Here is a 20663-nt window from a genome sequence, read left to right on the forward strand (position 1 = left end):
TGGGCCGACTTTCTCGCACAATCCACAGGTTCTCGACGGACCAAACCGGAGCAGGCTCAGCCGTGGAGTTTGCGGTAGGCGCGCACGGCGGCGGGATGCAATGGGATGAGCCCGGTTTGGATCATGGACGGCGCGTCGAGATACTGCAGCCCACGGACGTAGGGCGGCACGAGGTGCGGTGCGTCGGTAGCCAGGACGCGAACAACCGCAGCAACCAACGCCTCCCCGAAACCGTGCCGGCACAACAGCAAATTGGGGACGCCGATAGAACGGATACCCGGTGGCACGTAACCACCCGCCGGCACTCGCCGCACAACGTACGGGTAACGGGCGAGCCGGCTCATCGGCGTCGCGAGTGCGGCGATATCGAGTATCCGCAGTGGCAGTTGGGCGTCCAGTTCGGCGATCGCCGGTGTCGGTACCCCGCCCGACCAGACGATCGCGTCGATGCTGCCGTCGTCGAGGTGTGCCAGCGCGTCCCGCAGCCGGTACCACAGCATGCCGACCCGGTTCCGCAGGCCGGCCGCATCGAACAGCACCTCACTGGTCATCGCGGCACCCGATCGCGCGGCCCCGAACGAGACGGCCAGCCCCTCGAGGTCTGAAAGTTGTTGCACGGCAAGAGAGTCACGAACAATGACCTGCAGATAGTTCTCATACACGCGGGCCACCGCAATCGGCGCGGTCGTCGCGGATTCGGCAGCGCGGTCTCGCTCGGCCACATCGGCCAGCGACAAGCCCATATCGATGTCTCCGGCGCGTAGACGAGCCAGGTTTTCGACGCTGCCTTCGGTGGGCACGACATCGACGACGATGTCGGGGTAACGCGCGTGGACCTGTTGTGCGAGCACCTCGGCGAACGCCAGGTACATACCGCCCGGATCGCCTGCGCCCAAACGCACGTGCCCGTTCGGTTCCCGGCCGACACAGCCGACCGCGAGCACGGCCGCCGCGGCGATGAATGCGCGACGGCTCATTCCGTGCGGTTTGGTCAACATGTCGATTGGCCTGCCAGCGGCAGCCGATAGCGGACGAGCAGACCACCCTCTGGGGCGTTCTCCACCGCGACCGCTCCCCCGTGGCCTGCGGCGATCTCGGCGGCGATCGCCAACCCGAGACCCGTGCCCGAGCCATCGTCGCGCCCGCGCCAGAACCGAGCGGACGCCTTTTCGAGGTCGTCTTCGGCGAGCCCGGCACCATTGTCACTAACCACGAGTTCGACTGTGTCGCCGTCGCTTTGCGTGGCCGATACGGTGACCGTCGTATCGTCCCCGGCGTAACGCATGGCGTTGTCCACCGCGACGTCGAGCAACTGCTCGACCTCGTGACGAGCCAGCTGCACCGCGAGCCCGGGAGCGCCCGGCCTGCCGAGCAGACGCTGGTGGCTGCGGTCGGCGACCGGCTGCCAGAACGCGACCCGCTCGGCGATCACGTCGGCCAGGTCGGTGCACTCCGTACCCGTCGCGGACAGGCCCACCTGGCGGCTGCCGCTGACCTGCTCGGCACGCGCCAGACGCAGAAGCTGCTGCAGCAGGTTTTCGAGGCGGTCCAGCTCGGCGGACATCGACCGGTACGTCGGGCGTCCCTCGTCGGCCACGAAGTCATCGAGGGTGTCCGCCCGCAACCGGACGGCCGCGAGCGGATTTCGCAGCTGATGCGACGCGTCCGCGACGAGTTGCCGCTGCCGGTCCAGCGACGCCCGCACGACCTGGGCCATGGTGTTGAACGCCGCGGTGAAGTGACGCAACTCGGGTGGCCCGGCGACATTGGCCGGCGGCCCGGCGACGCCTTCGGTCATCTCGGCAACCGCGCGCTCCAATCCGTTGAGTGGGCGCAAGACCCATCGCGTGAGAGCCCCGGCAACGACGACGGCCAGCACGATCAGGCCGAAGCAACCCACCGCGAGCCACAGCCAGCCGCGCGCGACTTCGCGCGCCGCGGCGGTGGTGTCGACCGCGAGCACGACCGCGCCGACCAGCTCGCCGTCCCGCCGGACCCCCTCGGCGGCCAGCATCCGCTTCTGGTCCCAGGGCCAGATGCGCGGCCACGACGGTGCGGGCGCGTCGACCAGAGCGTGATTGACCGCGGTGCCAACACCCGGATCACCGTCATTGAGCCCGCGTGCGGCCAGCGTTCGGCCGTCGCTGTCGACGATCAGCAGCCCTTCCTCATACACCTCGTAGTAGCGGTCGACCAGTTGTTGCACGGGTGCGTCGTGCATGGCGGCCGCGTCGGCCAACGCGGCGAGTTGGCGGTTGCGCTCGGCGGCGAGTGCTGCCGTCCGCCGGTCGGCCAGACTCACGGCCAACGGCACGGCGAGGGCGGCGATCGCGAGCAACGACAGGACGACGACGAGGACGACGCGGACCCGCGGACCCATGTCAGGTGTCCAGCCGAAAACCGAACCCGCGCACGGTCTGCAGCGGAAGCCCGGTGAGCTTGGCCCTGATTTGTCCGATGAAGAAATCCAACGATCGGGACCGGCCGACCACCGCGGTGCCCCAGACATCGAGCATCAACTCCTCACGGCTGACCGCCTCCCCCTGACGGCCCGCGAGGGTGGTCAGAATCTGGAATTCGGTTCTGGTGAGCGCCTGCGGAATTCCGGCGATGGAGACTTCTCTGCGCTCCCGGTCGATCGTGACCGGACCGGCAAGCACCGGGCCGGCCGGTGGCGGGGCTTCACCGCCGACGCGGCGGATGCGACGCATGACGGCATCGATGCGCGCCAACAGAACCGCTTTCCGTACCGGCTTCACCAGATAGTCGTCGGCTCCCGCCCGCAATCCCAACACCACCGCACCGTCGCTGTCGCGGGCCGTCATGATGATCACCGGAACCGACGAGGCCCGTCGAAGCGTGCGCAGCACGTCGAGGCCGTCCATGTCCGGTAAACCCAAGTCCAGCAACACAAGATCGCAGCCTTTGACGCGGTTGAGCGCATCGGCACCGCGCACGGTCCGGATCACCGACGCGCCGGCGTGGCCGAGAAGCTCGGCCAACGCCGCCGCGACCCCCTCGTCATCTTCGACAAGCAGCACCCGCATGGGCATGATGCACGCAGTCCTCTAAGGTCTCGCCAATTTGTGCCGTCATCATGAGAGGCGCGCGACCTGCGGGGAAGGGAATCGGCCATATCACTGCCGTTCCTTACACAATCCACAGAGAGCCGGACGCCGCCGGTCTCGCATGGTGTTGCCGCGCAAACCGATAACTCGCAGGCCCGGTGGTCGACACCGATCCGACGACGGCCATGGTGAACGGTTCGATGAACTGACGCAATTCGATGAGCTGCCGGGCATGCTCACTGCATCGGCGGTCTTCGTCAGACGCGGGCACCCATTGCGGTACCGGACGTGCCCGGCCCCGCTCGTCCAGTGACACGACAACCGCCAGACCGTGTGCCAGCACTGCCGGTTGACCACCATCGGTGACCATGACCGAGATGCCGATGTGAACACTGCGCCGTCCGGTGTGAACGACGCGCGCAGCCACTTCGAGGGCGCCGCCGGCGGTCGCGCGATGACAAAAGTGAATCCCAGCGATGTAGGCCGCGATGACCGGACGGCCCGACCAGTCGGCGCCGACCCGACAGGCCGCTTCGTCGACACACCGCATGATGAGCCGAGCCGAGACCGGCCCGGGCGAAATGTGCCGGGTAAGGCGTGATCTGGGGCACGCATCGATATCGCACGCTGCGGCCATCTCCGCCTCGATCCGGGTGCGCGTCCGCATCCGCGCCCGCGCCTGCCGGTGCCGCTGCAACTCAAGCATGGTGACTGGCGTCCACGCCGGCACGTCGACGGGCGAGGCGGAATCGTCGAGGGCCTCGAAAACGACTGTGCACTGGGTGGATTGATCCGTCCGGGCCGTCTCCGGATCGCTCGAACACACCGTCATGAGGATGTGCATGCGACTGGCGGCGGTGTAGACGAGGTCGGCCTGCACCTCAACCATCTCACCCACACCGATCGGCCGGTCGAGATGAACGTTGCCGACGGCAACGGCGACGCATACACGGCCACTCCAGTGCGTGGCGACGTCACACCCGACGCTGTCAATCCATTCGAGTAGCGTTGCGCCATCGACATATCCGGTGACCCCGACGTCGTCGGGGCTCACGTGAAAGCGGGCACCGCGCTGTCCATGCGGCTGATGTGAGTGGCACATCGCAATCGACCTCCTCCGGCCGTACTGCAGCCATCGTGGGCGTCGCAGCGGGGCGCGTGAAAGAGGTCGAGCGCCGAACCCGTTGTTTCCTCGCACGATTCACAGATCGCGCGAAGTCTCCGACGTCAACACCGTGCCAACAGGTGCTCGATCGCCGCCACCGACAGCGCGAACTTCGGGACGAAACCGACGGCCGGGCTGCACGCGATCATCTCGTGCAGGTCCTGTTCGGCGTACGTCGAGATCAGGATGACCGCCGGCGGCATCGTCAGTGCACCGGAACTCAGCTGATCGGCCAGATCGAACCCGCTCTCGGTACCGAGCGCGACATCGACCAGAACGACGTCGGGCTGAAGCTCCCCGCACATCCGCAACGCCTCATCGCTGTTCGAGGCGGCCCCCACGACATCGACGCCGCCGCGCCCGAGCATGGCGCTTGCGGCGGTCCGGAAATTGGCGCTGTCATCGACGATGAGGCAGCGCACGTCGCCTCCGGAAGCCACTCATGCCTCCAGGGTGTCAGCGATGCGGCGCGGTTTCATTACCGCTAGCCGGAATTTGCCGCGATAGTGGGCATGATCGGGCTACGAGAAGCGTTCATAGAGGTCAGATGAGTGTTACCCGTGCTGTTCCGCCACCGTCCGGCAAGCGCCGGCGCTCTGTCCGCGCGTGCCTGCTCAGCCTGGTGCTGCGGCCGACGGCTCCGCCGGTGAGCGTCGGAATCCTGGTCGCGGCGGCGTTGATCACCGCAGAGACACTGCTGGTCTACTTCTTGCGCCGGATTGCGCCCGAGAGCACATTCGGCGCGGTGTTCCTCCTCGGCGTGCTGGTGATTTCCGCGAGTTGGGGCATGCGCCTGGCGCTGGCGACGTCGGTGGCCAGCGGGCTGGTCTATGTGCGGTTTCACATGGAGACCCACGGAGGGCTGCTGCCGACGCATCCGCGCGACATCGCGGCCATCGCGATCTTTGTACCCGTGGCTCTACTGACCAACGTGCTCGTCGGTCAGGCGCGGCTGCGTGCCGCCGAGGCCGAGCAGCGTAGAGAAGAGGCCGATCTCGCCGCGGCCACCGCCCGCGAAGCACAGCACCTGATCGCCGCAAGTCACGCCGAAGTGAGCGCGCTGGCCGAACAGCAGGCCGCGCTACGCCGCGTCGCGACCCTGGTGGCGCAAGGGGCGCCGCCTGACTTGGTGTACCCGGCCGCGGTCGACGAGCTCGCCGCCGGGCTGCGCATGGACCACGTGGCGTTACTGCTGTATCCCGGCGATGGTTCGGCACTGGTTCTGGGCTCACGCGACCCCTATGGTGTGCCGAAACTGACCATCGGAGAACGCCTGCCGCTCGATGGCGACAGCATTCCCGCCGTCATCGCCGCGACCGGACAGCCGGCGCGCGTCGACGACTACGCCATGCTGACCGGAGCTACCGCAGCGCGGATACTCGGCATCGGCATCCGGTCCGCAGTGGGCGCACCGATCATGGTGGATGGAAAGGTCGGCGGCGCTCTGTGTGTCGGAGCAACCGAGCCCGACGCATTCGCGCCCGACACCGAGGTTCGGGTGGGCGACTTCGCGGACCTTGTCGGCACGGCGATGACCAACGCCCGCACCCGTGCCGCGTTGACTGCGTCACGGGCCAGGATCGTGAATGCCGCCGACGCGGCGCGGCGGCGGTTCGAACGGGATCTGCACGACGGTGCCCAGCAGCGGGTGATCTCGCTGGGGCTCGCGCTGCGTGCGGTCGAAGCTTCGGTGCCCGCCGATCAGGTCGAGCTGCGCACGCAGCTCAACCGCCTCGTGACCGGGCTTTCCGCGCTATCCGATGAACTGCAGGAGTTTTCGCGCGGAATCCACCCGGCGATCCTGTCGAAGGGAGGTCTGGGGCCCGCGATCAGGTCCTTGGCCCGGCGCTGTCCCATTGCCGTCGATGTGCACCTCGACCTCGGCGAGCCAGTACCCGAATCGGTCGGTGTGGCAGCGTATTACGTCGTCGCCGAGGCGCTTACCAACGCCGCCAAACATGCCAAGGCGACCATCATCGATGTCGCTGCGCGCGTCGCCGGCGACGCACTGCATCTTTCGATTCGCGATGACGGAATCGGCGGCGCCGTCGCAGGATCCGGGTCGGGACTGATCGGCCTCAAGGACCGCGTCGAAGCACTGTCCGGGCAACTGACGATCTCCAGCCCCGCTGGTGGCGGCACCACGATCACCGCGCGCATCCCACTTCACTGCGGTTAGCCCGCAGCCGTCAGCGGTGGTCTCCACCGTGGTGGAAGAGCAGGCCGTACTCGCCGAAGAACGGGTACTGGGCCTGATAGTCGACGGCCGGCGGCGTTGCGGTGAACTGCGCGTTGCCCTCGGTCTGGCACAGCGTCGACGTGACCGCCGAGGTACACGTCGGCCCGCTCGGGGCGGCTTGTGCGATCGGGGCGACCGCGACCGCCACCGCGCCCGCGCCGATGGCCAGAACCGTCGATATGCGTGTTCGGATACTCATGATCAGCACTACTCCTTTGTCGGCCAGCTCAATTCGAGCAATTCCAGCTTCGCGCTCAGCGCCGCGAATAGCGTCAACGCTGGCACCCAATGCCGATTACCGGTTATCCCCCAGCGCGTCGAGTAGCCGATCGAGATCGTCTTCGGTGTTGTACAGGTGAAAGCCCACGCGGACCGCGCCCGCTCGCACAGCGGCGCGAATACCGGCGCGGTGCAAGGGTTCCGCGGCATCTGCCACGGGTAGGGACACGATCGCCGAATCTTGCTGCGGTAAGCCGATCTCAGCCCGAAGCCGGTTAGCCAGGCCCACTGTGTGCGACTCGACCGCCGCCGGGTCCAGCGAAGCCAGCCACGGCAATGTCAGACCCGCGCCGAGCATGGCGAACCAGGCCGGGGAGGCGTCGAACCGGCGGGCGTCACGCGCCAACCGCAACGGCAGACCGTAGATCGACTGCCACGGTTCATCGCCCGCATACCAGTTAGCCGCGTGCGGAGTCATCCGCGCTGCGACCCTGTCGCTCAACGACATCCACGCCGTCCCGCGGGGCGCCAACAGCCATTTGTACACACCGGCAACGGTGACGTCGGCCCAGCCCAGGTCGAGGTGCTTCCAGCCGGCCGCCTGCGTGACATCGAGCACAGTGAGGGTGTCGGTGCCCGCCACCGCGGTGCGTAACGTCGCCGAATCCAGCACTGACCCGGTGGCTGACTGCACGAGGCTGACGGCGATCACGTCGTATTCGGCGGCGCCGGCGACGAGTTCGTCGGCCGTGAGTTCGGTGACCGTCACGCCGCGGGACCCCTGCGCGGCGAACGGGAAAGTGGTACTGGTGAATTCCCCCTTGAGCACCGCGACGCGACTGCCGTCGGGAACCGCTGCCGCCACCAACCCCAATGCGGCCGACACATTGCCCGCGAACGTCACCGATTCGGCAGGTACCCCGGCAAGCGTCGCGTACCCGGCCCGTGCGAGCCGCACCGGTTCATCGAACGAGGCCGCGTCCATCGTGCCGGCTTGCCACTCGGCGATACAGCGGTGCAACGCGTCCACCAGAAACTGCGGCGGCAACCCATAAGTCGGCGAATTCAGAAATCCTTCGGCACCCGCGAATTCCGCGCCGAACGCCTCTCTCACTGCTGCGCGGGCGGCTCGTCGCCGCGCAGCCGGGCCTGCAGTTGTTCGCGATCCTTGCGCCTGCGTTCGTCGAACACCGCGATCGAGGCGGTGGCCCGCTCGCGCAAGGGCCGGAACAACCAGATGCCCAGCGGCAACGCGATCACCAGAGCGAACAACAACGCCACCACGACGGGGAAGTCCTCGATGAACAGGTGCCCTGCCCCGAAAATCGCTGCGGCCAGCACCGCCACGAGGACGAGCCTGGCCAGCAGGTAGGCCAGCACATCGGCAATCATGCGGGAAGCGGGACGACTTGCTGACACCCTCCCGAGCCTACCGACGACGCGTATATTCGGATCAAGGAGGTTTCGAGTGGCGTACCTGCTCCTTATTCTTGCAGTGGCCTGCCTGGTCTATGTCGGCTGGCGGCTGGCACGCGTTGCGGGCAATCAACCGCGCACGCGCGTCATCGGTCCGGACGACGACCCGGACTTCTTGCGGCGGCTCGGGCACGGCGACAACCCGCGGACCTAGCGCGGATCAACCGCGCGGTCCGCCGGACCGGTGCGCCCCGGCGAAGTCGCCGGCCACCACCGCGGCCAACTCGATGAGCGCTTCACGGGTCTTGGGCTTGAGCCGGTCCAGGCTGATCTCGGCGCCTTCCTCGAGGTGCGGATCGAAGGGCACGAGGCGGACCGCGCGGCAGCGCCTGGAGAAGTGGTCCACGACCTTCGCCAGATCCACCTTGCCCGACCGCGGCCGCACTGCGTTGATCACCGCGATCGAATTGCGCACAAGATCCTGATGACCGTGCGCGTCGAGCCAGTCGAGAGTTGCTGAGGCACTGCGCGCGCCGTCGACCGACCCCGAGCTGATCACCACCAACACATCGGCCTTCGACAGCACAGCCGACATCGCCGAATGCATCAGGCCGGTGCCGCAGTCGGTGAGCACGAGGCTGTAGAACCGCTCCAGTACCTCAAGGGCACGCAGATAGTCCTCGGAACTGAAAGCCTCCGACACGGCCGGATCACTCTCCGAGGCCAACACCTCCAGGCGGCTCGGCCCCTGCGACGTGTAGGCGCGGACATCGCTGTACCGTTCGATGCCCTCGGCGTCGCGCAGCAAGTGCCGCACCGTGGCGGCGGTCTCCAGCGGCACCTTCTGGCTCAGGGTGCCACGGTCCGGGTTGGCGTCGACTGCCACGACGCGGTCACCCCGGATCGAGGCGAAGGTGGCGCCCAGCGTCGCGGTGATCGTCGTCTTACCGACGCCACCCTTGAGCGACAGCAGCGCAATGCGGTAGCAACCCTGCAGCGGCTGGCTGACCTCCGCGACGAGGCTGTTGCGATGGGTGATCTTCGGGCTCTCACCGACGTTGATCTGTTTGAACGAGGCGACATACAGCCACTTGCGCCAGCCCGCCGACGGCGGAGGCTTGCGTTGCCCCAGCAGGGCGGTGGTCGAGAGGTCGCGATAGGGCGTGGCGAAGTCACCGGCGGCGGGCGGCTCAACGGCTCCGGCGGCGGGCCGCTCAATGCCTGCAGCGGGCGGTGCGGCAGGCGCGGGCGGCGGGGTGATCACCGGGATTCCCTGGGGCGGTGTCGGAGCCGTCCACTCCGCGGGCAGCGGTGTCGACACACCGGCCTTGGCGGGATCGCTGAACCGCTGCTGACCGCGGAAGCCGGGCACCGGCGCGAAGACCGACGGGACGACGGGCTGTTCGACGACCGGAGGTTCGGCAAGGGGCTGGTCGGCGTTGCTTGGTTCGGCGGGCGGGGTTTCCGGTCCGGTCGTCGACTCGTCCACCGGGTGTTCGGATGACTCGGACACGAAATCCCCTCTGCTCGGACAACCTCGGGCCCGACGATAGCGCGCCGGTGTGTGAGGGCGCGTGCCGGTCGCCGTCAGGCGCCGAGCGCGTTCCAGAACGCGTCGGCATCTCGTGCGGTGAGCTCGGCCGCGGCCTCGCACAGCGCCAGGACCCGGTTCCTGATCCGGTACTCGGTGGAACGGGGCATCGACGCCGGCCGGTACTTGCCATACCGAATCCGGTGGACGCGACCGTGGTTGATTTCCCACCGCAGTGCGTCGGAGATCGCCTTCGACGGTCTGCCCTTGGTGGTGAAGCCTTGCTCGCGAAGTGCATCGGCCAGATCGGCCACCGACTGAGGCCCGTGCCGCAGTAGCTGCATGGTCAGCACATAACGCAGTTCGATGCCTCTGAGCAGGTACTTGTCTGACATGGCGTCACGATGCCACCGGCTACCGACAAGTCGTCGGCGACGGGCAAGCAGGTGCCGTGCGGCCCGCATATGAGCGACAATGTCGCTGAAAACACCTCCTGGGCAACATGATTCACTTGGGCCCCACGGCGCGAGCAACACTGGACACTCATGGCCCTCTGGCCACGTGCGACACGTCATTTGGCACGCCCGCCTTGTAGCGACAATGTCGCGCGCGCGTTTCGTGGCCCCAGATACCGGCCGACGCGACCGCGCCAGTAACGCTGTGGCGGAAAAACGCGCCTCAGACCGCCACCACGTTACTGGCGCGCATGTGCCGCGCCATCGGTCGCGACAACACCCGCTGGGGTGGCACCGCTGACACCGTGCGTGCCTACTTGCCCAGTCCGTCGTCGGCGCATCCCCCCGGGGTTGTCACTCAGCGACAATGTCGCGCGCAGGACGGGCACGTAATGAACGAGGCCTGTGCTACCGCAGAGGCCCAAGTGAGCCATGGGATTTGACCACTGAGGTTCAAGGTGCTGAGGAGGCACACGAGGCGGTTTCCGCGACTTTGTCGCTATCAGCCGGGCGCACCGACACCGCCGGGGCGACGGCGAAGCGGGGCCCGAGCGCCTGGACAATGGCGACGCTGGACCCAAGGACGCGAGACACCGCGAGCCGCGGGACGCGGGACGCTCGCGAAATATCCCTAGCCGACGCCGGCGTACGAATGCAGGCCGACGGTAACCAGATTGATGAAGAACAGGTTGAAGACCATCGCGACGAATCCCACGACGTTGATCCAGGCGGCCTTGCGGTCGCGCCAACCTGCGGTCGAACGGGCGTGCAGGTAGGCGGCGTAGACCACCCACGCGATGAACGACACCGTCTCCTTGGGGTCCCAGCCCCAATAGCGCCCCCACGCTTCCTCGGCCCAGATGGCTCCGAAGATCACGCCGAAGCCGAACACCGGGAACGCGAAGATCGTGGTGCGATACGCGATGCGGTCCAGGGTCTGAGCATCGGGCAGGCGTTGGATCACCCGGCCCACGCCGTTGTCGCGCTCGGCCAGCGGCGACATCTTGACGAGGAACAGGATGCTCGCGACGCCGGCCACCAGGAACACACCCGAGCCGAGGCTGACCACCGACACGTGGATGGGCAGCCAGTACGACTGCAGCGCGGGCATCACCGGAGCGGCGTGCGTGTAGAGCCAGCGACCCGACACGGTCAGCAGGATCAGCACGGGCAGCAGGACGAACACCCACAGCGTGCGGTACTGCGGACGACGCAGCACGACGGCGGCCGCGACCAGCCCGCAGAAGCAGGTCAGGTTGATGAACTCGTACATGTTGCCCCACGGCACGCGCGAGGTCGCAAGGCCGCGCAGCACGATGCACACCAGCAGCAGGCCGATACCGACATAGGTCAGGGCCAAACCGGTCTTGCCGATGCGCTCGTCGAACGAGCGCTTGGGCTCATCGAGGACGACGCCGGGGGTGGCACTGTCGGCACCGACGGTCGCGCCGACGAGCTCACGCGTCTCGACGCGACGGCTGCGGCTGTAGGCCAGCTCGACCGCCAGCAGCAGCAGCCCGCCCACGAGAACCAGAACCGACGACGTGAACGCCCAGTCCGAGTATCTGGCCAGCCCTATGTCGATGTGTTCGGTATTCACTGATCCGCCTTCTCCCTGGCCGGCACCTCACAGCCCTCCAAGAGCCGCTCGGTCAACCGCTCGAACTCGTCACCCCATCCGGAGTTGTCGGTGCGGGCCAGCCCGCCAAACTCGACGCTCACGGTACCCGCCCCGGCGGGTTCGATCCGAACCCAGACGCGGCGCCTGCGCACGACCAACGACACCAACAGCCCGGCCATCATCGACAGCGCGAACACCAGCACCCAGATCTGGGCGGGGTCATGGGACACCTGCAGATTCACGAAGGGCTTGGCCCCGTCGAAGCGCACCCGCGTGCCGTCGTCGAGCGTCGTCTCCTGGCCTTCCTCGAGATTGACGCGCGCCACCTTGGTGAGCCGGTTCTGGCCGATCAGCCGCGGATCGAGGGAGAACAGGGACTGCGGGCGGCCGGTGTCGAGGCCGGTGTCCCCGCGATAGATGTCGACCGCCACCGCGGGGTCGTTGAGGGCCGGGAAGCTCGACGACAACAGCGTGCCGTCGAGCTGCTTGGTGGGCGCGAACAGCCCCTGGATCGCGATCTGGTTCTTGCGGCGCTCGTCTGCGTCGGGATAGGTGCCCGCGGGCGGGTCGATGCGCACGACGCCCGACGACAGGAACGTGATCTGTTCCTCGGGCCGCCACTGGATCGTCTGGCTGCGGGTCTGTCCGTCCGGGAAGGTGACGGTGAACGACGGCGCATAACCACGCCCCTGCAGGTAGACTCGGTCGCCGCCGATCCGCAGCGGGTGGTTGACCTCAAGCCGGTAGGGCCGCCACGTGTCGTTGGTCAGGTCCTCGCCGGCCTGGTAGTCGATGTCGGCGGCGAACGACAATGCCTGACCGGATGGCAGGTAGTCGGCCTCGAAGTTGTTGACGCGCAAACACATCGGGTTCAGCGAGGTGCCGTCGACGGTGTTGCCCGCCCGGAAGGAGTCGAACGCGGCCGGTGATGCCGTACAGAAACCGGGGCCGCCGTCGGCGATCACGATCACGTTGCCCTCGTAACCGAACAGCTTGCCCGCGGCGACCGCGACCAGCAGACCGAGAAGCGAGAAGTGGAAGACGATGTTGCCGAACTCGCGCAGATAGCCCTTCTCCGCCGAGATTTCGGTGCTCTCGTCGTCTTGTCGGCGCGTGACGGTGCGCCAGCCCTTGAGCCGTCGCGTCATGGTCCGCGCCAACTCCGCCGGATCGCCGCTGACCTGCTCGATGTGGTGTTTGGGCAGGCGGCGCAGGTTGCGCGGCGCCGCGACCGGCACCGCACGCAGGCTGCGGACGTGCTCGATGAGCCGCGGCGTCAGGCAGCCGACGAGCGAGATGAACAGCAGCACATAGATCGCGGTGAACCAGAAGCTCGAAAACACGTCGAAGGCCTGCAGCCGGTCCAGCCACGGGCCCATGGTCGGATGCGCGGCGAGATACTCGTCGACCTTGGATTCGTTGAGGCTGCGCTGCGGCAAGAGAGCACCGGGGATGGCGGCGAGTGCGAGCAGGAACAGCAGCACCAATGCGGTGCCCATGGACGTGAGCGTGCGCCAGGTGTTGCGGATCAACGCGAACAGGCGCGAGACCGCGGTCATATCGGCAACCTGACGTCGGACACGAACGCGTCACGCACCCAGGACACGAACTCGTTCCACAGGCCGGTGACGAGCGCCGTGCCGACGAGAATCAACAGGACGCCACCGAAGATCTGAATGGTCCTGGTGTGGCGGCGCAACCAGCCGAGCCCCTGCACCGCGCGCGCCGAGCCCAGTGCCAGAAGCACGAACGGTATGCCGAGGCCGAGGCAGTAGGCCAAGACCAGCGCGACACCGCGCGCGACGGTGGATCCGTCGGTCGCCGAGGCGACCGCGATCACGCCCGTCAACGTGGGGCCGAGGCACGGCGTCCAGCCCAGCGCGAACACCGCGCCCAGCAGCGGGGCACCCGCGACCGTCGACAACTGGCGTGGTGTGAAGCGGGCCTGGCGTTGCAGCGCCGGGATGAACCCGACGAACACCAGCCCCATCACGATCGTGACGACGCCGCCGATGCGTTGCAGCAGAAGCTGATTGGCGATCAGCGTGGTGGTCATCCCGAGCACCGCGACCGCGCCGAGCAGGAAGACGACCGTGAACCCCGCGACGAACAGGGCTGCCGCGCCGGCCACCCGCAGCCGGGCGGTCTTGACCGCAACCTGACCGGGCTGGTCCTCGGAGACACCGACGACCGCGGCGAGGTACGACAGGTAGCCCGGGACGAGCGGCACCACACACGGCGACGCGAAGGACACCAGGCCGGCCAGCACGCTCACACCCAGGGCCAGCAGTACCGGTCCCGCCGCGGCGATCTCGGCGAATCCGGTCATGGCTTCGACTCCTGAGGCGCCGGAGCCTCACCCGGCTCGGCGGCGAGCCGCGTCACCAACGGTTGCAGGTCCTCGGCCAACAGCTCGCGCAGGAACACCGCAGCGACCCGGTGCTGACGGTCCAGCACCACGGTCGAGGGGATGACGGTCGTCGGGTATTTGCCGCCGAACGCGATCATGGTGCGCATTGGCGGGTCGTAGATCGACGGGAACGTCACCTTGCGGTCGGTGACGAAATCGACTGCGGCCTCGCGATTGTTGTCGCGCACGTCGATTCCCAGGAACGCGACGCCTGCCGACCGCGTTGCCTCGTAGACCTGCTGCAGCTCGGTGATCTCGGTGCGGCACGGGCCACACCACTGACCCCACACGTTGATCACGACCACTTTGCCCGCGAAGTCGTCGAGCGAGATGATCTTCGCCGGGTCGAGAAGATCCGGGCCGGTCAATGCGCCTGGGCGACCGCGCTTTTCGGGCGGGTCGTAGAAGATGTCGGTCTTTCCGCCGGGGGCGACGAACTCGAACGTGCCGCCCTGGGCGACCGCGTCGTCACCGGTCGAGCATCCGGTCAGCAGCGCCAGCAGCGCTGCCAACACCCCGATGCACGCCCGGGCGACAAACCCTCGCATCAGATTCCCCAGGGCTCCGTGTAACCCCACCGGATCAGGCGGTCGCCGTCGAACGTGAACGACGTGACGGATGCCAGATTGCACAACCGGCTGTGCGGCAACGGCAGATGCGCGAGCTTGCGCCCGATCATCGCGCGCCGCAGCGTCTCGACCGGAAGCTGATGGCTCACGCATACGGCTTCATGACCCGCCGCCTTGAGGCGCGCCCGGTGCAGGGCGGCCATCATGCGCGGGGCGATCTCGGCATACGGCTCACCCCATGAGGGCTTGCTGGGATTACGCAACAGCGGCCAGTTCCTCGGGTCACGCAGCGCGCCGTCGCCGGGCGATACGCGCTTGCCCTCGAACGTGTTCCACGACTCGATGAGATCGTCATCGGTATCGATCGACAGACCGTGGCGTTCGGCGATCGGCGCTGCCGTCTCCTGCGCCCGCTCCAGCGGGGAGGCCACGACGTAGACGATGTCGTGGTCCGCGAGCCAGTCCGCGGCGGCCTGCGCCTGCGCGCGCCCACGCTCGGACAGGTGGTAATCCGGCAGCCGACCGTAGAGCACCTTCTCCGGGTTGTGCACCTCGCCGTGCCGCATCACATGCACGGTCGTTCTGACCGGCACCGCACTGTCGTTCACGCCTTGGCCTCCGCGGCGGCGCGTGCGGCGGCGGGCAGTGCGTCGGCGATCCGGGAGAACGCGTCGTCATCCAAAGCCGCTGAGACGAACCAGGTTTCGAACGCGCTGCACGGCGGGTACACCCCGGCATCCAGCAGCGCGTGGAAGAAGGCCGGGAAACGCCAGGTTTCGGTGGCTTTGGCCGCGGTGAAGTCGTTGACCGGCTCGTCGGTGAAGAACACGCTGAGCATGTTCCCGGCGCGCTGCACCCGGTGGGCCACACTCGCCTGGCTCAACGCATCGGTGAGGAGACGGGCCAATCGGTCGGCGTTGGCGTCGACCCTGGCGTAGGCCGCGTCGTCGGCGTTGCGCAGTGTGGCCAGCCCGGCGGCCATCGCCACCGGGTTACCCGACAGCGTCCCCGCCTGATAGACGGGGCCGAGCGGAGCCAACCGGCCCATGACCTCGGCGCTGCCGCCGAACGCGGCGGCGGGCAGGCCCCCGCTCATGACCTTTCCGAACGTCAACAGGTCGGCGGCCACGGGATCCAGGCCGTACCAACCCGCCCGACTCACCCGGAACCCCGTCATGACCTCATCGAGGATCAGCAGGGCACCGTGCTCGGCGGTGATGCGGCGCAACGCGGCGTTGAAAGCGGGCAGCGGCGGCACCGTGCCCATGTTGCCCGGGCTGGCTTCGCTGATGACACAGGCGATTTCATCGCCGAACCGGCCGAACACCTCTTCGACGGCCGCCACGTTGTTGTACGGCAGCACGATCGTGTCGGCCGCGGCCGCGCCCGTGACTCCCGGCGAGGACGGCAGACCAAGGGTCGCGACGCCCGAGCCCGCGTCGGCCAGCAGCGCGTCACTGTGGCCGTGATAGCAGCCGGAGAACTTGATGATCTTGGCTCGGCCGGTGTAGCCGCGCGCCAGCCGGATCGCGCTCATCGTGGCCTCGGTGCCCGAGTTCACCAACCGCAGCATCTCCACGGGGGCCACCCGGTCGATGATCTCGGCAGCGAGTTCGGTCTCCGACGGCGTCGGAGCACCGAAGCTCAGCCCGTCGACGGCCACCTTCTGTACCGCCTCGACGACGGCCGGGTGGGCGTGGCCGAGCAGCATCGGCCCCCACGAACAGACGAGGTCGACGTAGCGGTTCCCGTCGGCATCGGTCAGCCAGTAGCCGTTGGCCGACGTGATGAACCTCGGGGTGCCGCCCACCGAGTTGAAGGCACGGACGGGCGAGTTCACTCCACCGGGGATGACGGCGCAGGCGTCGGCGAACAGTTGGGCCGAGCGCTGGGTCTGCGCAGAATCGACACGCATGGCCACCAGTGTCCCAGTCGAGGCAAACCCGTCAACTACAGGGTGTAGTGGTTCGGCTTGCGAGCGCGCACACTGGCCCTGATCGGACCCCGTGCCACGGTCGTGAACGGCACGTCGACGGGGAAGTCGGCGTCGGCCGAGACGACCTCGACCGCCCGGACGATCGTGGCCAGCGCGAGCGTCGTCTCCAGCCGGGCGAAATGCTCACCGATGCACGAGCGCGCACCACCCGCGAACGGGATGAAATGCCAGCGGTCGCGCCCTTGCGCATTCTCCGGGCTGAACCGGTCCGGGTCGAAGACCTGCGGATTCGGCCACACGTCTGGGTCGTGGTGCACCGCGTAGATGCCCAGCGCCACGAGGCTGCCTGCCTCCACCCGGTACCCGCCGACCGCCATGTCCTGAAGCGCCAGCCGGCCCACACCGGCAGCCGGCGGGCACATCCGTAGCGCCTCGTCGAGCACCTGCACGGTGTAGCGCAGGCTCGGCACGTCGGCCGGCGTCAGCTCACGATCGCCCAGCGCGGCGGCCTCGGCGGCCACGCGGTCCTGGATCTCCGGATGGTGCCCCAGGGCCCACAGCGCGTACGTGAGTGCCGTCGCGGTCGTGTCGTGGCCGGCCAGCATGAAGATCAGCAGGTCGTTGCAGATGTCCTCGTCGGAGATCGCAAGACCGGTCTCCGGGTCGGTCGCGGCCATCAGCGCCCGCACCAGCGGCGCGTCATGGGCCGGATCGACGCGACAGGCGTGCAGGATCTCACCGGCGACGCCGCGCATGGCCGCAACGGCGGCCCTGGCCCGGCTGCGGGCCGGGGTGGGCAGCCACCGCGGCGCCCGAACCGGGCGCAATGCCCGGTCCGTGGCATACGACGACGCGACGTGCATGTGTTCGACGATGACGCCGGCGCGCTCGTTGAGGTCGATCCCCAACACCGAACGCCCGAGCGACTGCATGGTGACCCGGCGGCATTCGGCGTCCAGGTCGACGGCACGGACCGCCTCGCCGCCGTCTGCCCAACTATCCACGGCAGCCTGCGCCGCTCCGGCCATGTGGCCGCCGAAGGCCCGCACGTTCTGCTTGGTGAAGACCGGCTGCAGGGCGCGTTTGCGGGGCCGCCACTGCTCGTTGGGCAGCACGAAAAGGCTGTCTCCTGCGGCGTGGCGCACCTCGTCGTGGACTATGCACCGCTCGGCGAACGCGTCGTTGCGGCCGAGCACGTCGCGGATGCCCTCCGGCGAGAACACCGCCACCAACGGCGGCACGAGCCACTTGGGCCCGAGTTGCACGCGGGTGACGGGTCCGCCCGCGGCGCGGATCAACTCCTGCCCGGTGTCGAGCGCCCGGACCGCATTCGCGAGCTGACGGATCGACAGCGGGTTGCGTGGCGCCAGCGGAAGCGCGCTGACGTCAGGCACCGGCGTCACGGCGTTCCCGCCGTCGGTCGCGGGCCTCACAAGGCCACCGGCGTCTGCGCGACGACGCGGATTGGCTGTGGTTGTTTGCTGAGGCGCGCCATCCGGTTGAACACCGCACGCACGAACCACGGCGGCTTGAGGTAGCCCATACGCCATAGTGTCGACAAAGTTGGCGCTGAGCGCCAGCACAGCCGGATCTGGTCGAACCGCCGGGCATTCGCGCATGATTGGGCGATGCAATTACCGCAATGGCTGGCGCGGTTCAACCGTCACGTCACCAACCCCATTCAACGGCTGTGGGCGGGCTGGGCCCCCACGTTCGGGATCCTCGAACACGTCGGCCGGAAATCCGGTACGCGCTACCGCACCCCGCTGTCGGTGTTCGGCACCGACGAAGGTGTTGCGATCCTGCTGACCTACGGACCGAATCGCGACTGGCTCAAGAACATCACGGCCGCCGGCGAAGCCGACATGCGGCGGCACGGCAGGACCATCCGGCTCGCCGACCCTCGCGTGGTGACCAAAGAAGAGGCGGCCGCCCACGTCAAAGGCCGCGTGCAGAAGGTCTTTGCCCGCTTGCCGTTCGAGCAGGCCGTGCTACTGCGTCGCGTCTGATGCGGTTCGCCGATCAGCGCGCTGAGTTCAACCGGCGCGTCGTCAACCGGATCGTGCGGCCGCTGTCGGGTCGGTTCGGCATGTGGTCGCTCATCGAACATCGCGGGCGACGCAGTGGAACGGTTTACCGCACCCCGGTGACGATGTTCCGCACCTCCGACGGGGTGGCGATCCTGCTGCCGTACGGACCGAACCGGGACTGGGTGCGCAATCTCCTCGCGGCCGGCGGCGGACGCGCGGTGATGGGCGGTGAGATCTTCGAGGTGACCGATCCGCGTGTGGTGCCGACCCGGGAAGCGGCGGCGCTGCTCGGTGGCCCGTGGCGCGCGGTGGTGGGCCGGCTCAATACTCCGGACGCGTTGCTTGTGCGCCGCCTTGGCTAGCGCGCAAACCTCTGTTCACCTGGAGGTTTCGGGTTTACAGTAAATAGGCGCCTACTTCGGCCGGGCAACCGGGAGGTTCACCATGAAGCGCCTGTTCATCATCGGTTATGGGGTCGCGAGCTACCTGGTGTTCCTGGTGGCATTTCTGTATGCGATCGGCTTCGTCGGCAACTTCGTGGTCCCGCGCACGGTCGACTCCGGAATCCCGGCCGGGATTGTCGAGGCGGTGATCGTCAACCTGGTGCTGTTGTCAGTGTTCGCGTTGCAGCACAGCGCGATGGCCAGGCCCGGCTTCAAACGGTGGTGGACGCGCTTCGTCCCGCAGGCCATCGAGCGCAGCACCTACGTGTTGTTGGCGAGCCTGGCGCTGTTCCTGTTGTACTGGCAGTGGCGGACCATGCCCGCCGTCGTGTGGGACGTGGAATCCACCGCGGGCCGGGCGGTGTTGTGGGTGTTGTTCTGGTTGGGCTGGGCCACCGTGCTCAGCTCGACGTTCATGATCAATCACTTCGATCTGTTCGGCCTGCGTCAGGTGTTTCTGGCTGGCCGAGATCAGCCCTACCGTGAGCCCGGATTCCGAACTGTGTTGCTGTACCGGCTGATTCGCCACCCGATCATGCTCGGTTTCATCGTGGCGTTCTGGGCCGCACCGACCATGACCGCCGGTCATCTGCTCTTCGCCGCGGTCACCACGGCCTACATCCTGGTGGCGATTCAGCTCGAAGAGCGGGATCTGGTCGGCGTCATGGGCCAGCAGTACCGCGATTACCGGGACCGGGTCTCGATGCTGGTGCCTCTGCCCCACCGCGACCATACGGAGCCGACACCGAAGATTCGGCATCGACCGGCCTGAGCCGGAAGCACGGGATAACGCGCCCGCGCAATGCGACCGTGGGCGATCAGTTCGATGGTGATCGCCACGGCGCAACTCTGCGAAAGCAGCAGCGCCACGAGGACGAGAATCTGCACCGCGCCTGCCTGAGCCGCCGACCCGGTACTGAGCAACACCCCGACGAACGCCCCTGGAAGCGTCACCAAACCCACTGTCCGGGTCGAATCGAGGTTCGGCAGCAAGGCATTGGCGGCCGCGCCGCGGATGACTTCCAGACGGGAATCCCGGTCGGTCATACCGAGACTCAGCGCCGCCTCGACTTCGCCGGCGCGCATGACCAGGGCGTCGAGAGCCAGACGCGCCGCAACGGCAACAGCGGTCATGGTGCCACCGAGGACGATCGCGACGATCGGCACGACGGCGACTCCGGTGGTGGGCACCACCCCGGACAGCAGCAGCGCGGGCACCACACACAGCAGTCCGGCAGCCAAAGCCACTGCGACCAAGGCAGATCCGCGCGTCGCCTGGCTCCGGCGCGCGGCCGTGACACTCGCGACCGTGAACATCACCGCCAGCACGAGCGCCGACGACCACAACCGGGTGATCGCCGCGGCAAGGATCGCGGCCACGGCCGCCAGTTGCACCCCGGCGCGAACAGTCGCCCACGGCACCGTGGCAGGCGGCCCTAGCGCAGCTATGCGGTAGATGAGCGCAGCCGCGAGCGCCATGCCGAGGCACAGCACGATGAGCGGAATTCCGAGAACGGGCTCGTTCGACAGCATGCCGTTACCGCGTGTCGTCGGGCATATC

Annotated in this window: 23 protein-coding genes; 5 read left to right on the forward strand and 18 right to left on the reverse strand. The window is 67.8% G+C overall.

Features of this window, described 5'->3' with window-relative positions; all coding sequences use genetic code 11:
- Positions 1–56 precede the first annotated feature (56 nt).
- The 5 genes from ACRCUN_RS00895 to ACRCUN_RS00915 form a co-directional block, all read right to left on the reverse strand.
- Positions 57–977 carry a TAXI family TRAP transporter solute-binding subunit gene (locus ACRCUN_RS00895; protein ID WP_462139775.1) on the reverse strand — a complete coding sequence of 307 codons (921 nt, stop codon included), beginning with the start codon at positions 975–977 and terminating at the stop codon, positions 57–59.
- 14 nt (positions 978–991) lie between these two features.
- On the reverse strand, positions 992–2380 hold the full coding sequence (locus tag ACRCUN_RS00900; RefSeq protein WP_462139776.1) for a sensor histidine kinase: 1389 nt from the start codon (positions 2378–2380) through the stop codon (positions 992–994).
- 1 nt (position 2381) lies between these two features.
- Entirely contained in the window at positions 2382–3047 is a 666-nt protein-coding gene (locus ACRCUN_RS00905) for a response regulator transcription factor (RefSeq protein ID WP_462140103.1), read from the reverse strand.
- A 103-nt stretch (positions 3048–3150) separates the two neighbouring features.
- The gene (locus ACRCUN_RS00910) at positions 3151–4122 is read right to left on the reverse strand and encodes an acyl-CoA thioesterase (RefSeq protein ID WP_462139777.1); all 972 of its coding nucleotides are present in this window, start codon (positions 4120–4122) and stop codon (positions 3151–3153) included.
- Positions 4123–4295: 173 nt separating this feature from the next.
- The gene (locus tag ACRCUN_RS00915) at positions 4296–4655 is read right to left on the reverse strand and encodes a LytR/AlgR family response regulator transcription factor (RefSeq protein WP_462140104.1); all 360 of its coding nucleotides are present in this window, start codon (positions 4653–4655) and stop codon (positions 4296–4298) included.
- A 125-nt stretch (positions 4656–4780) separates the two neighbouring features.
- On the opposite strand from ACRCUN_RS00915, the gene ACRCUN_RS00920 reads away from it, so the two are divergent.
- A complete protein-coding gene (locus tag ACRCUN_RS00920; protein WP_462139778.1) occupies positions 4781–6412 on the forward strand; it encodes a GAF domain-containing sensor histidine kinase in 1632 nt (543 codons plus the stop codon).
- 10 nt (positions 6413–6422) lie between these two features.
- Here ACRCUN_RS00920 and ACRCUN_RS00925 read toward each other — a convergent pair whose 3' ends face one another.
- From ACRCUN_RS00925 to ACRCUN_RS00935, 3 genes are all read right to left on the reverse strand, one after another.
- Positions 6423–6671 (reverse strand): hypothetical protein, encoded by a 249-nt coding sequence (locus ACRCUN_RS00925; RefSeq protein ID WP_462139779.1) that lies wholly within the window; start codon positions 6669–6671, stop codon positions 6423–6425.
- Between the two features lie 96 nt (positions 6672–6767).
- Entirely contained in the window at positions 6768–7805 is a 1038-nt protein-coding gene (locus ACRCUN_RS00930; protein ID WP_462139780.1) for an aminotransferase class V-fold PLP-dependent enzyme, read from the reverse strand.
- Positions 7802–8083 carry a DUF4229 domain-containing protein gene (locus ACRCUN_RS00935; protein WP_462140105.1) on the reverse strand — a complete coding sequence of 94 codons (282 nt, stop codon included), beginning with the start codon at positions 8081–8083 and terminating at the stop codon, positions 7802–7804. The genes ACRCUN_RS00930 and ACRCUN_RS00935 overlap by 4 nt, the downstream gene beginning before the upstream one ends.
- A gap of 76 nt (positions 8084–8159) precedes the next feature.
- Between ACRCUN_RS00935 and ACRCUN_RS00940 the strand changes: the two genes are divergently transcribed.
- A complete protein-coding gene (locus ACRCUN_RS00940) occupies positions 8160–8321 on the forward strand; it encodes a hypothetical protein (RefSeq protein ID WP_462139781.1) in 162 nt (53 codons plus the stop codon).
- 6 nt (positions 8322–8327) lie between these two features.
- Here ACRCUN_RS00940 and ACRCUN_RS00945 read toward each other — a convergent pair whose 3' ends face one another.
- From ACRCUN_RS00945 to ACRCUN_RS00985, 9 genes are all read right to left on the reverse strand, one after another.
- Complete coding sequence (locus ACRCUN_RS00945; protein WP_462139782.1) at positions 8328–9620, reverse strand: MinD/ParA family ATP-binding protein; 1293 nt, start codon at positions 9618–9620, stop codon at positions 8328–8330.
- Between the two features lie 74 nt (positions 9621–9694).
- The gene (locus ACRCUN_RS00950) at positions 9695–10033 is read right to left on the reverse strand and encodes a hypothetical protein (protein ID WP_462139783.1); all 339 of its coding nucleotides are present in this window, start codon (positions 10031–10033) and stop codon (positions 9695–9697) included.
- Positions 10034–10724: 691 nt separating this feature from the next.
- Positions 10725–11693, reverse strand: coding sequence for a c-type cytochrome biogenesis protein CcsB (gene ccsB / locus ACRCUN_RS00955; protein WP_462139784.1), 969 nt, complete (start codon positions 11691–11693; stop codon positions 10725–10727).
- Positions 11690–13273: a cytochrome c biogenesis protein ResB gene (resB, locus tag ACRCUN_RS00960; RefSeq protein WP_462139785.1), complete on the reverse strand. Its 1584-nt coding sequence runs from the start codon at positions 13271–13273 to the stop codon at positions 11690–11692. The genes ccsB and resB overlap by 4 nt, the downstream gene beginning before the upstream one ends.
- The gene (locus ACRCUN_RS00965) at positions 13270–14043 is read right to left on the reverse strand and encodes a cytochrome c biogenesis CcdA family protein (RefSeq protein ID WP_462139786.1); all 774 of its coding nucleotides are present in this window, start codon (positions 14041–14043) and stop codon (positions 13270–13272) included. The genes resB and ACRCUN_RS00965 overlap by 4 nt, the downstream gene beginning before the upstream one ends.
- Positions 14040–14672: a TlpA disulfide reductase family protein gene (locus tag ACRCUN_RS00970; protein WP_462139787.1), complete on the reverse strand. Its 633-nt coding sequence runs from the start codon at positions 14670–14672 to the stop codon at positions 14040–14042. The genes ACRCUN_RS00965 and ACRCUN_RS00970 overlap by 4 nt, the downstream gene beginning before the upstream one ends.
- A complete protein-coding gene (locus ACRCUN_RS00975) occupies positions 14672–15259 on the reverse strand; it encodes a histidine phosphatase family protein (RefSeq protein WP_462140106.1) in 588 nt (195 codons plus the stop codon). Before ACRCUN_RS00975 ends, ACRCUN_RS00970 begins: the two co-directional genes overlap by 1 nt.
- A 38-nt stretch (positions 15260–15297) precedes the next feature.
- On the reverse strand, positions 15298–16608 hold the full coding sequence (hemL, locus tag ACRCUN_RS00980) for a glutamate-1-semialdehyde 2,1-aminomutase (RefSeq protein ID WP_462139788.1): 1311 nt from the start codon (positions 16606–16608) through the stop codon (positions 15298–15300).
- Between the two features lie 35 nt (positions 16609–16643).
- Entirely contained in the window at positions 16644–18062 is a 1419-nt protein-coding gene (locus ACRCUN_RS00985; protein ID WP_462139789.1) for a cytochrome P450, read from the reverse strand.
- A gap of 195 nt (positions 18063–18257) precedes the next feature.
- Between ACRCUN_RS00985 and ACRCUN_RS00990 the strand changes: the two genes are divergently transcribed.
- From ACRCUN_RS00990 to mddA, 3 genes are all read left to right on the forward strand, one after another.
- Positions 18258–18638 (forward strand): nitroreductase family deazaflavin-dependent oxidoreductase, encoded by a 381-nt coding sequence (locus ACRCUN_RS00990; RefSeq protein WP_462139790.1) that lies wholly within the window; start codon positions 18258–18260, stop codon positions 18636–18638.
- Entirely contained in the window at positions 18638–19021 is a 384-nt protein-coding gene (locus ACRCUN_RS00995) for a nitroreductase family deazaflavin-dependent oxidoreductase (protein ID WP_462139791.1), read from the forward strand. Before ACRCUN_RS00990 ends, ACRCUN_RS00995 begins: the two co-directional genes overlap by 1 nt.
- Positions 19022–19103: 82 nt before the next feature.
- Positions 19104–19874, forward strand: a complete 771-nt coding sequence (gene mddA / locus ACRCUN_RS01000; protein WP_462139792.1) for a methanethiol S-methyltransferase — start codon at positions 19104–19106, stop codon at positions 19872–19874.
- On the opposite strand, the gene ACRCUN_RS01005 is transcribed toward mddA, so the two are convergent.
- Complete coding sequence (locus tag ACRCUN_RS01005) at positions 19787–20635, reverse strand: ABC transporter permease (protein WP_462139793.1); 849 nt, start codon at positions 20633–20635, stop codon at positions 19787–19789. The two genes, mddA and ACRCUN_RS01005, sit on opposite strands and share 88 nt — an antisense overlap.
- Between the last annotated feature and the right edge of the window lie 28 nt (positions 20636–20663).

The organism is Mycobacterium venezuelense (assembly GCF_054919535.1).

Coding starts and splice junctions, on each gene's coding strand:
- ACRCUN_RS00895 (WP_462139775.1), bottom strand. CDS start 977: ATGAGCCGTCGCGCATTCATCGCCGCGGCGGCCGTGCTCGCGGTCGGC.
- ACRCUN_RS00900 (WP_462139776.1), bottom strand. CDS start 2,380: ATGGGTCCGCGGGTCCGCGTCGTCCTCGTCGTCGTCCTGTCGTTGCTC.
- ACRCUN_RS00905 (WP_462140103.1), bottom strand. CDS start 3,047: ATGCGGGTGCTGCTTGTCGAAGATGACGAGGGGGTCGCGGCGGCGTTG.
- ACRCUN_RS00920 (WP_462139778.1), top strand. CDS start 4,781: ATGAGTGTTACCCGTGCTGTTCCGCCACCGTCCGGCAAGCGCCGGCGC.
- ACRCUN_RS00925 (WP_462139779.1), bottom strand. CDS start 6,671: ATGAGTATCCGAACACGCATATCGACGGTTCTGGCCATCGGCGCGGGC.
- ACRCUN_RS00935 (WP_462140105.1), bottom strand. CDS start 8,083: ATGATTGCCGATGTGCTGGCCTACCTGCTGGCCAGGCTCGTCCTCGTG.
- ACRCUN_RS00950 (WP_462139783.1), bottom strand. CDS start 10,033: ATGTCAGACAAGTACCTGCTCAGAGGCATCGAACTGCGTTATGTGCTG.
- resB (WP_462139785.1), bottom strand. CDS start 13,273: ATGACCGCGGTCTCGCGCCTGTTCGCGTTGATCCGCAACACCTGGCGC.
- ACRCUN_RS00965 (WP_462139786.1), bottom strand. CDS start 14,043: ATGACCGGATTCGCCGAGATCGCCGCGGCGGGACCGGTACTGCTGGCC.
- ACRCUN_RS00970 (WP_462139787.1), bottom strand. CDS start 14,672: ATGCGAGGGTTTGTCGCCCGGGCGTGCATCGGGGTGTTGGCAGCGCTG.
- ACRCUN_RS00975 (WP_462140106.1), bottom strand. CDS start 15,259: ATGCGGCACGGCGAGGTGCACAACCCGGAGAAGGTGCTCTACGGTCGG.
- hemL (WP_462139788.1), bottom strand. CDS start 16,608: ATGCGTGTCGATTCTGCGCAGACCCAGCGCTCGGCCCAACTGTTCGCC.
- ACRCUN_RS00990 (WP_462139790.1), top strand. CDS start 18,258: ATGCAATTACCGCAATGGCTGGCGCGGTTCAACCGTCACGTCACCAAC.
- ACRCUN_RS00995 (WP_462139791.1), top strand. CDS start 18,638: ATGCGGTTCGCCGATCAGCGCGCTGAGTTCAACCGGCGCGTCGTCAAC.
- mddA (WP_462139792.1), top strand. CDS start 19,104: ATGAAGCGCCTGTTCATCATCGGTTATGGGGTCGCGAGCTACCTGGTG.
- ACRCUN_RS01005 (WP_462139793.1), bottom strand. CDS start 20,635: ATGCTGTCGAACGAGCCCGTTCTCGGAATTCCGCTCATCGTGCTGTGC.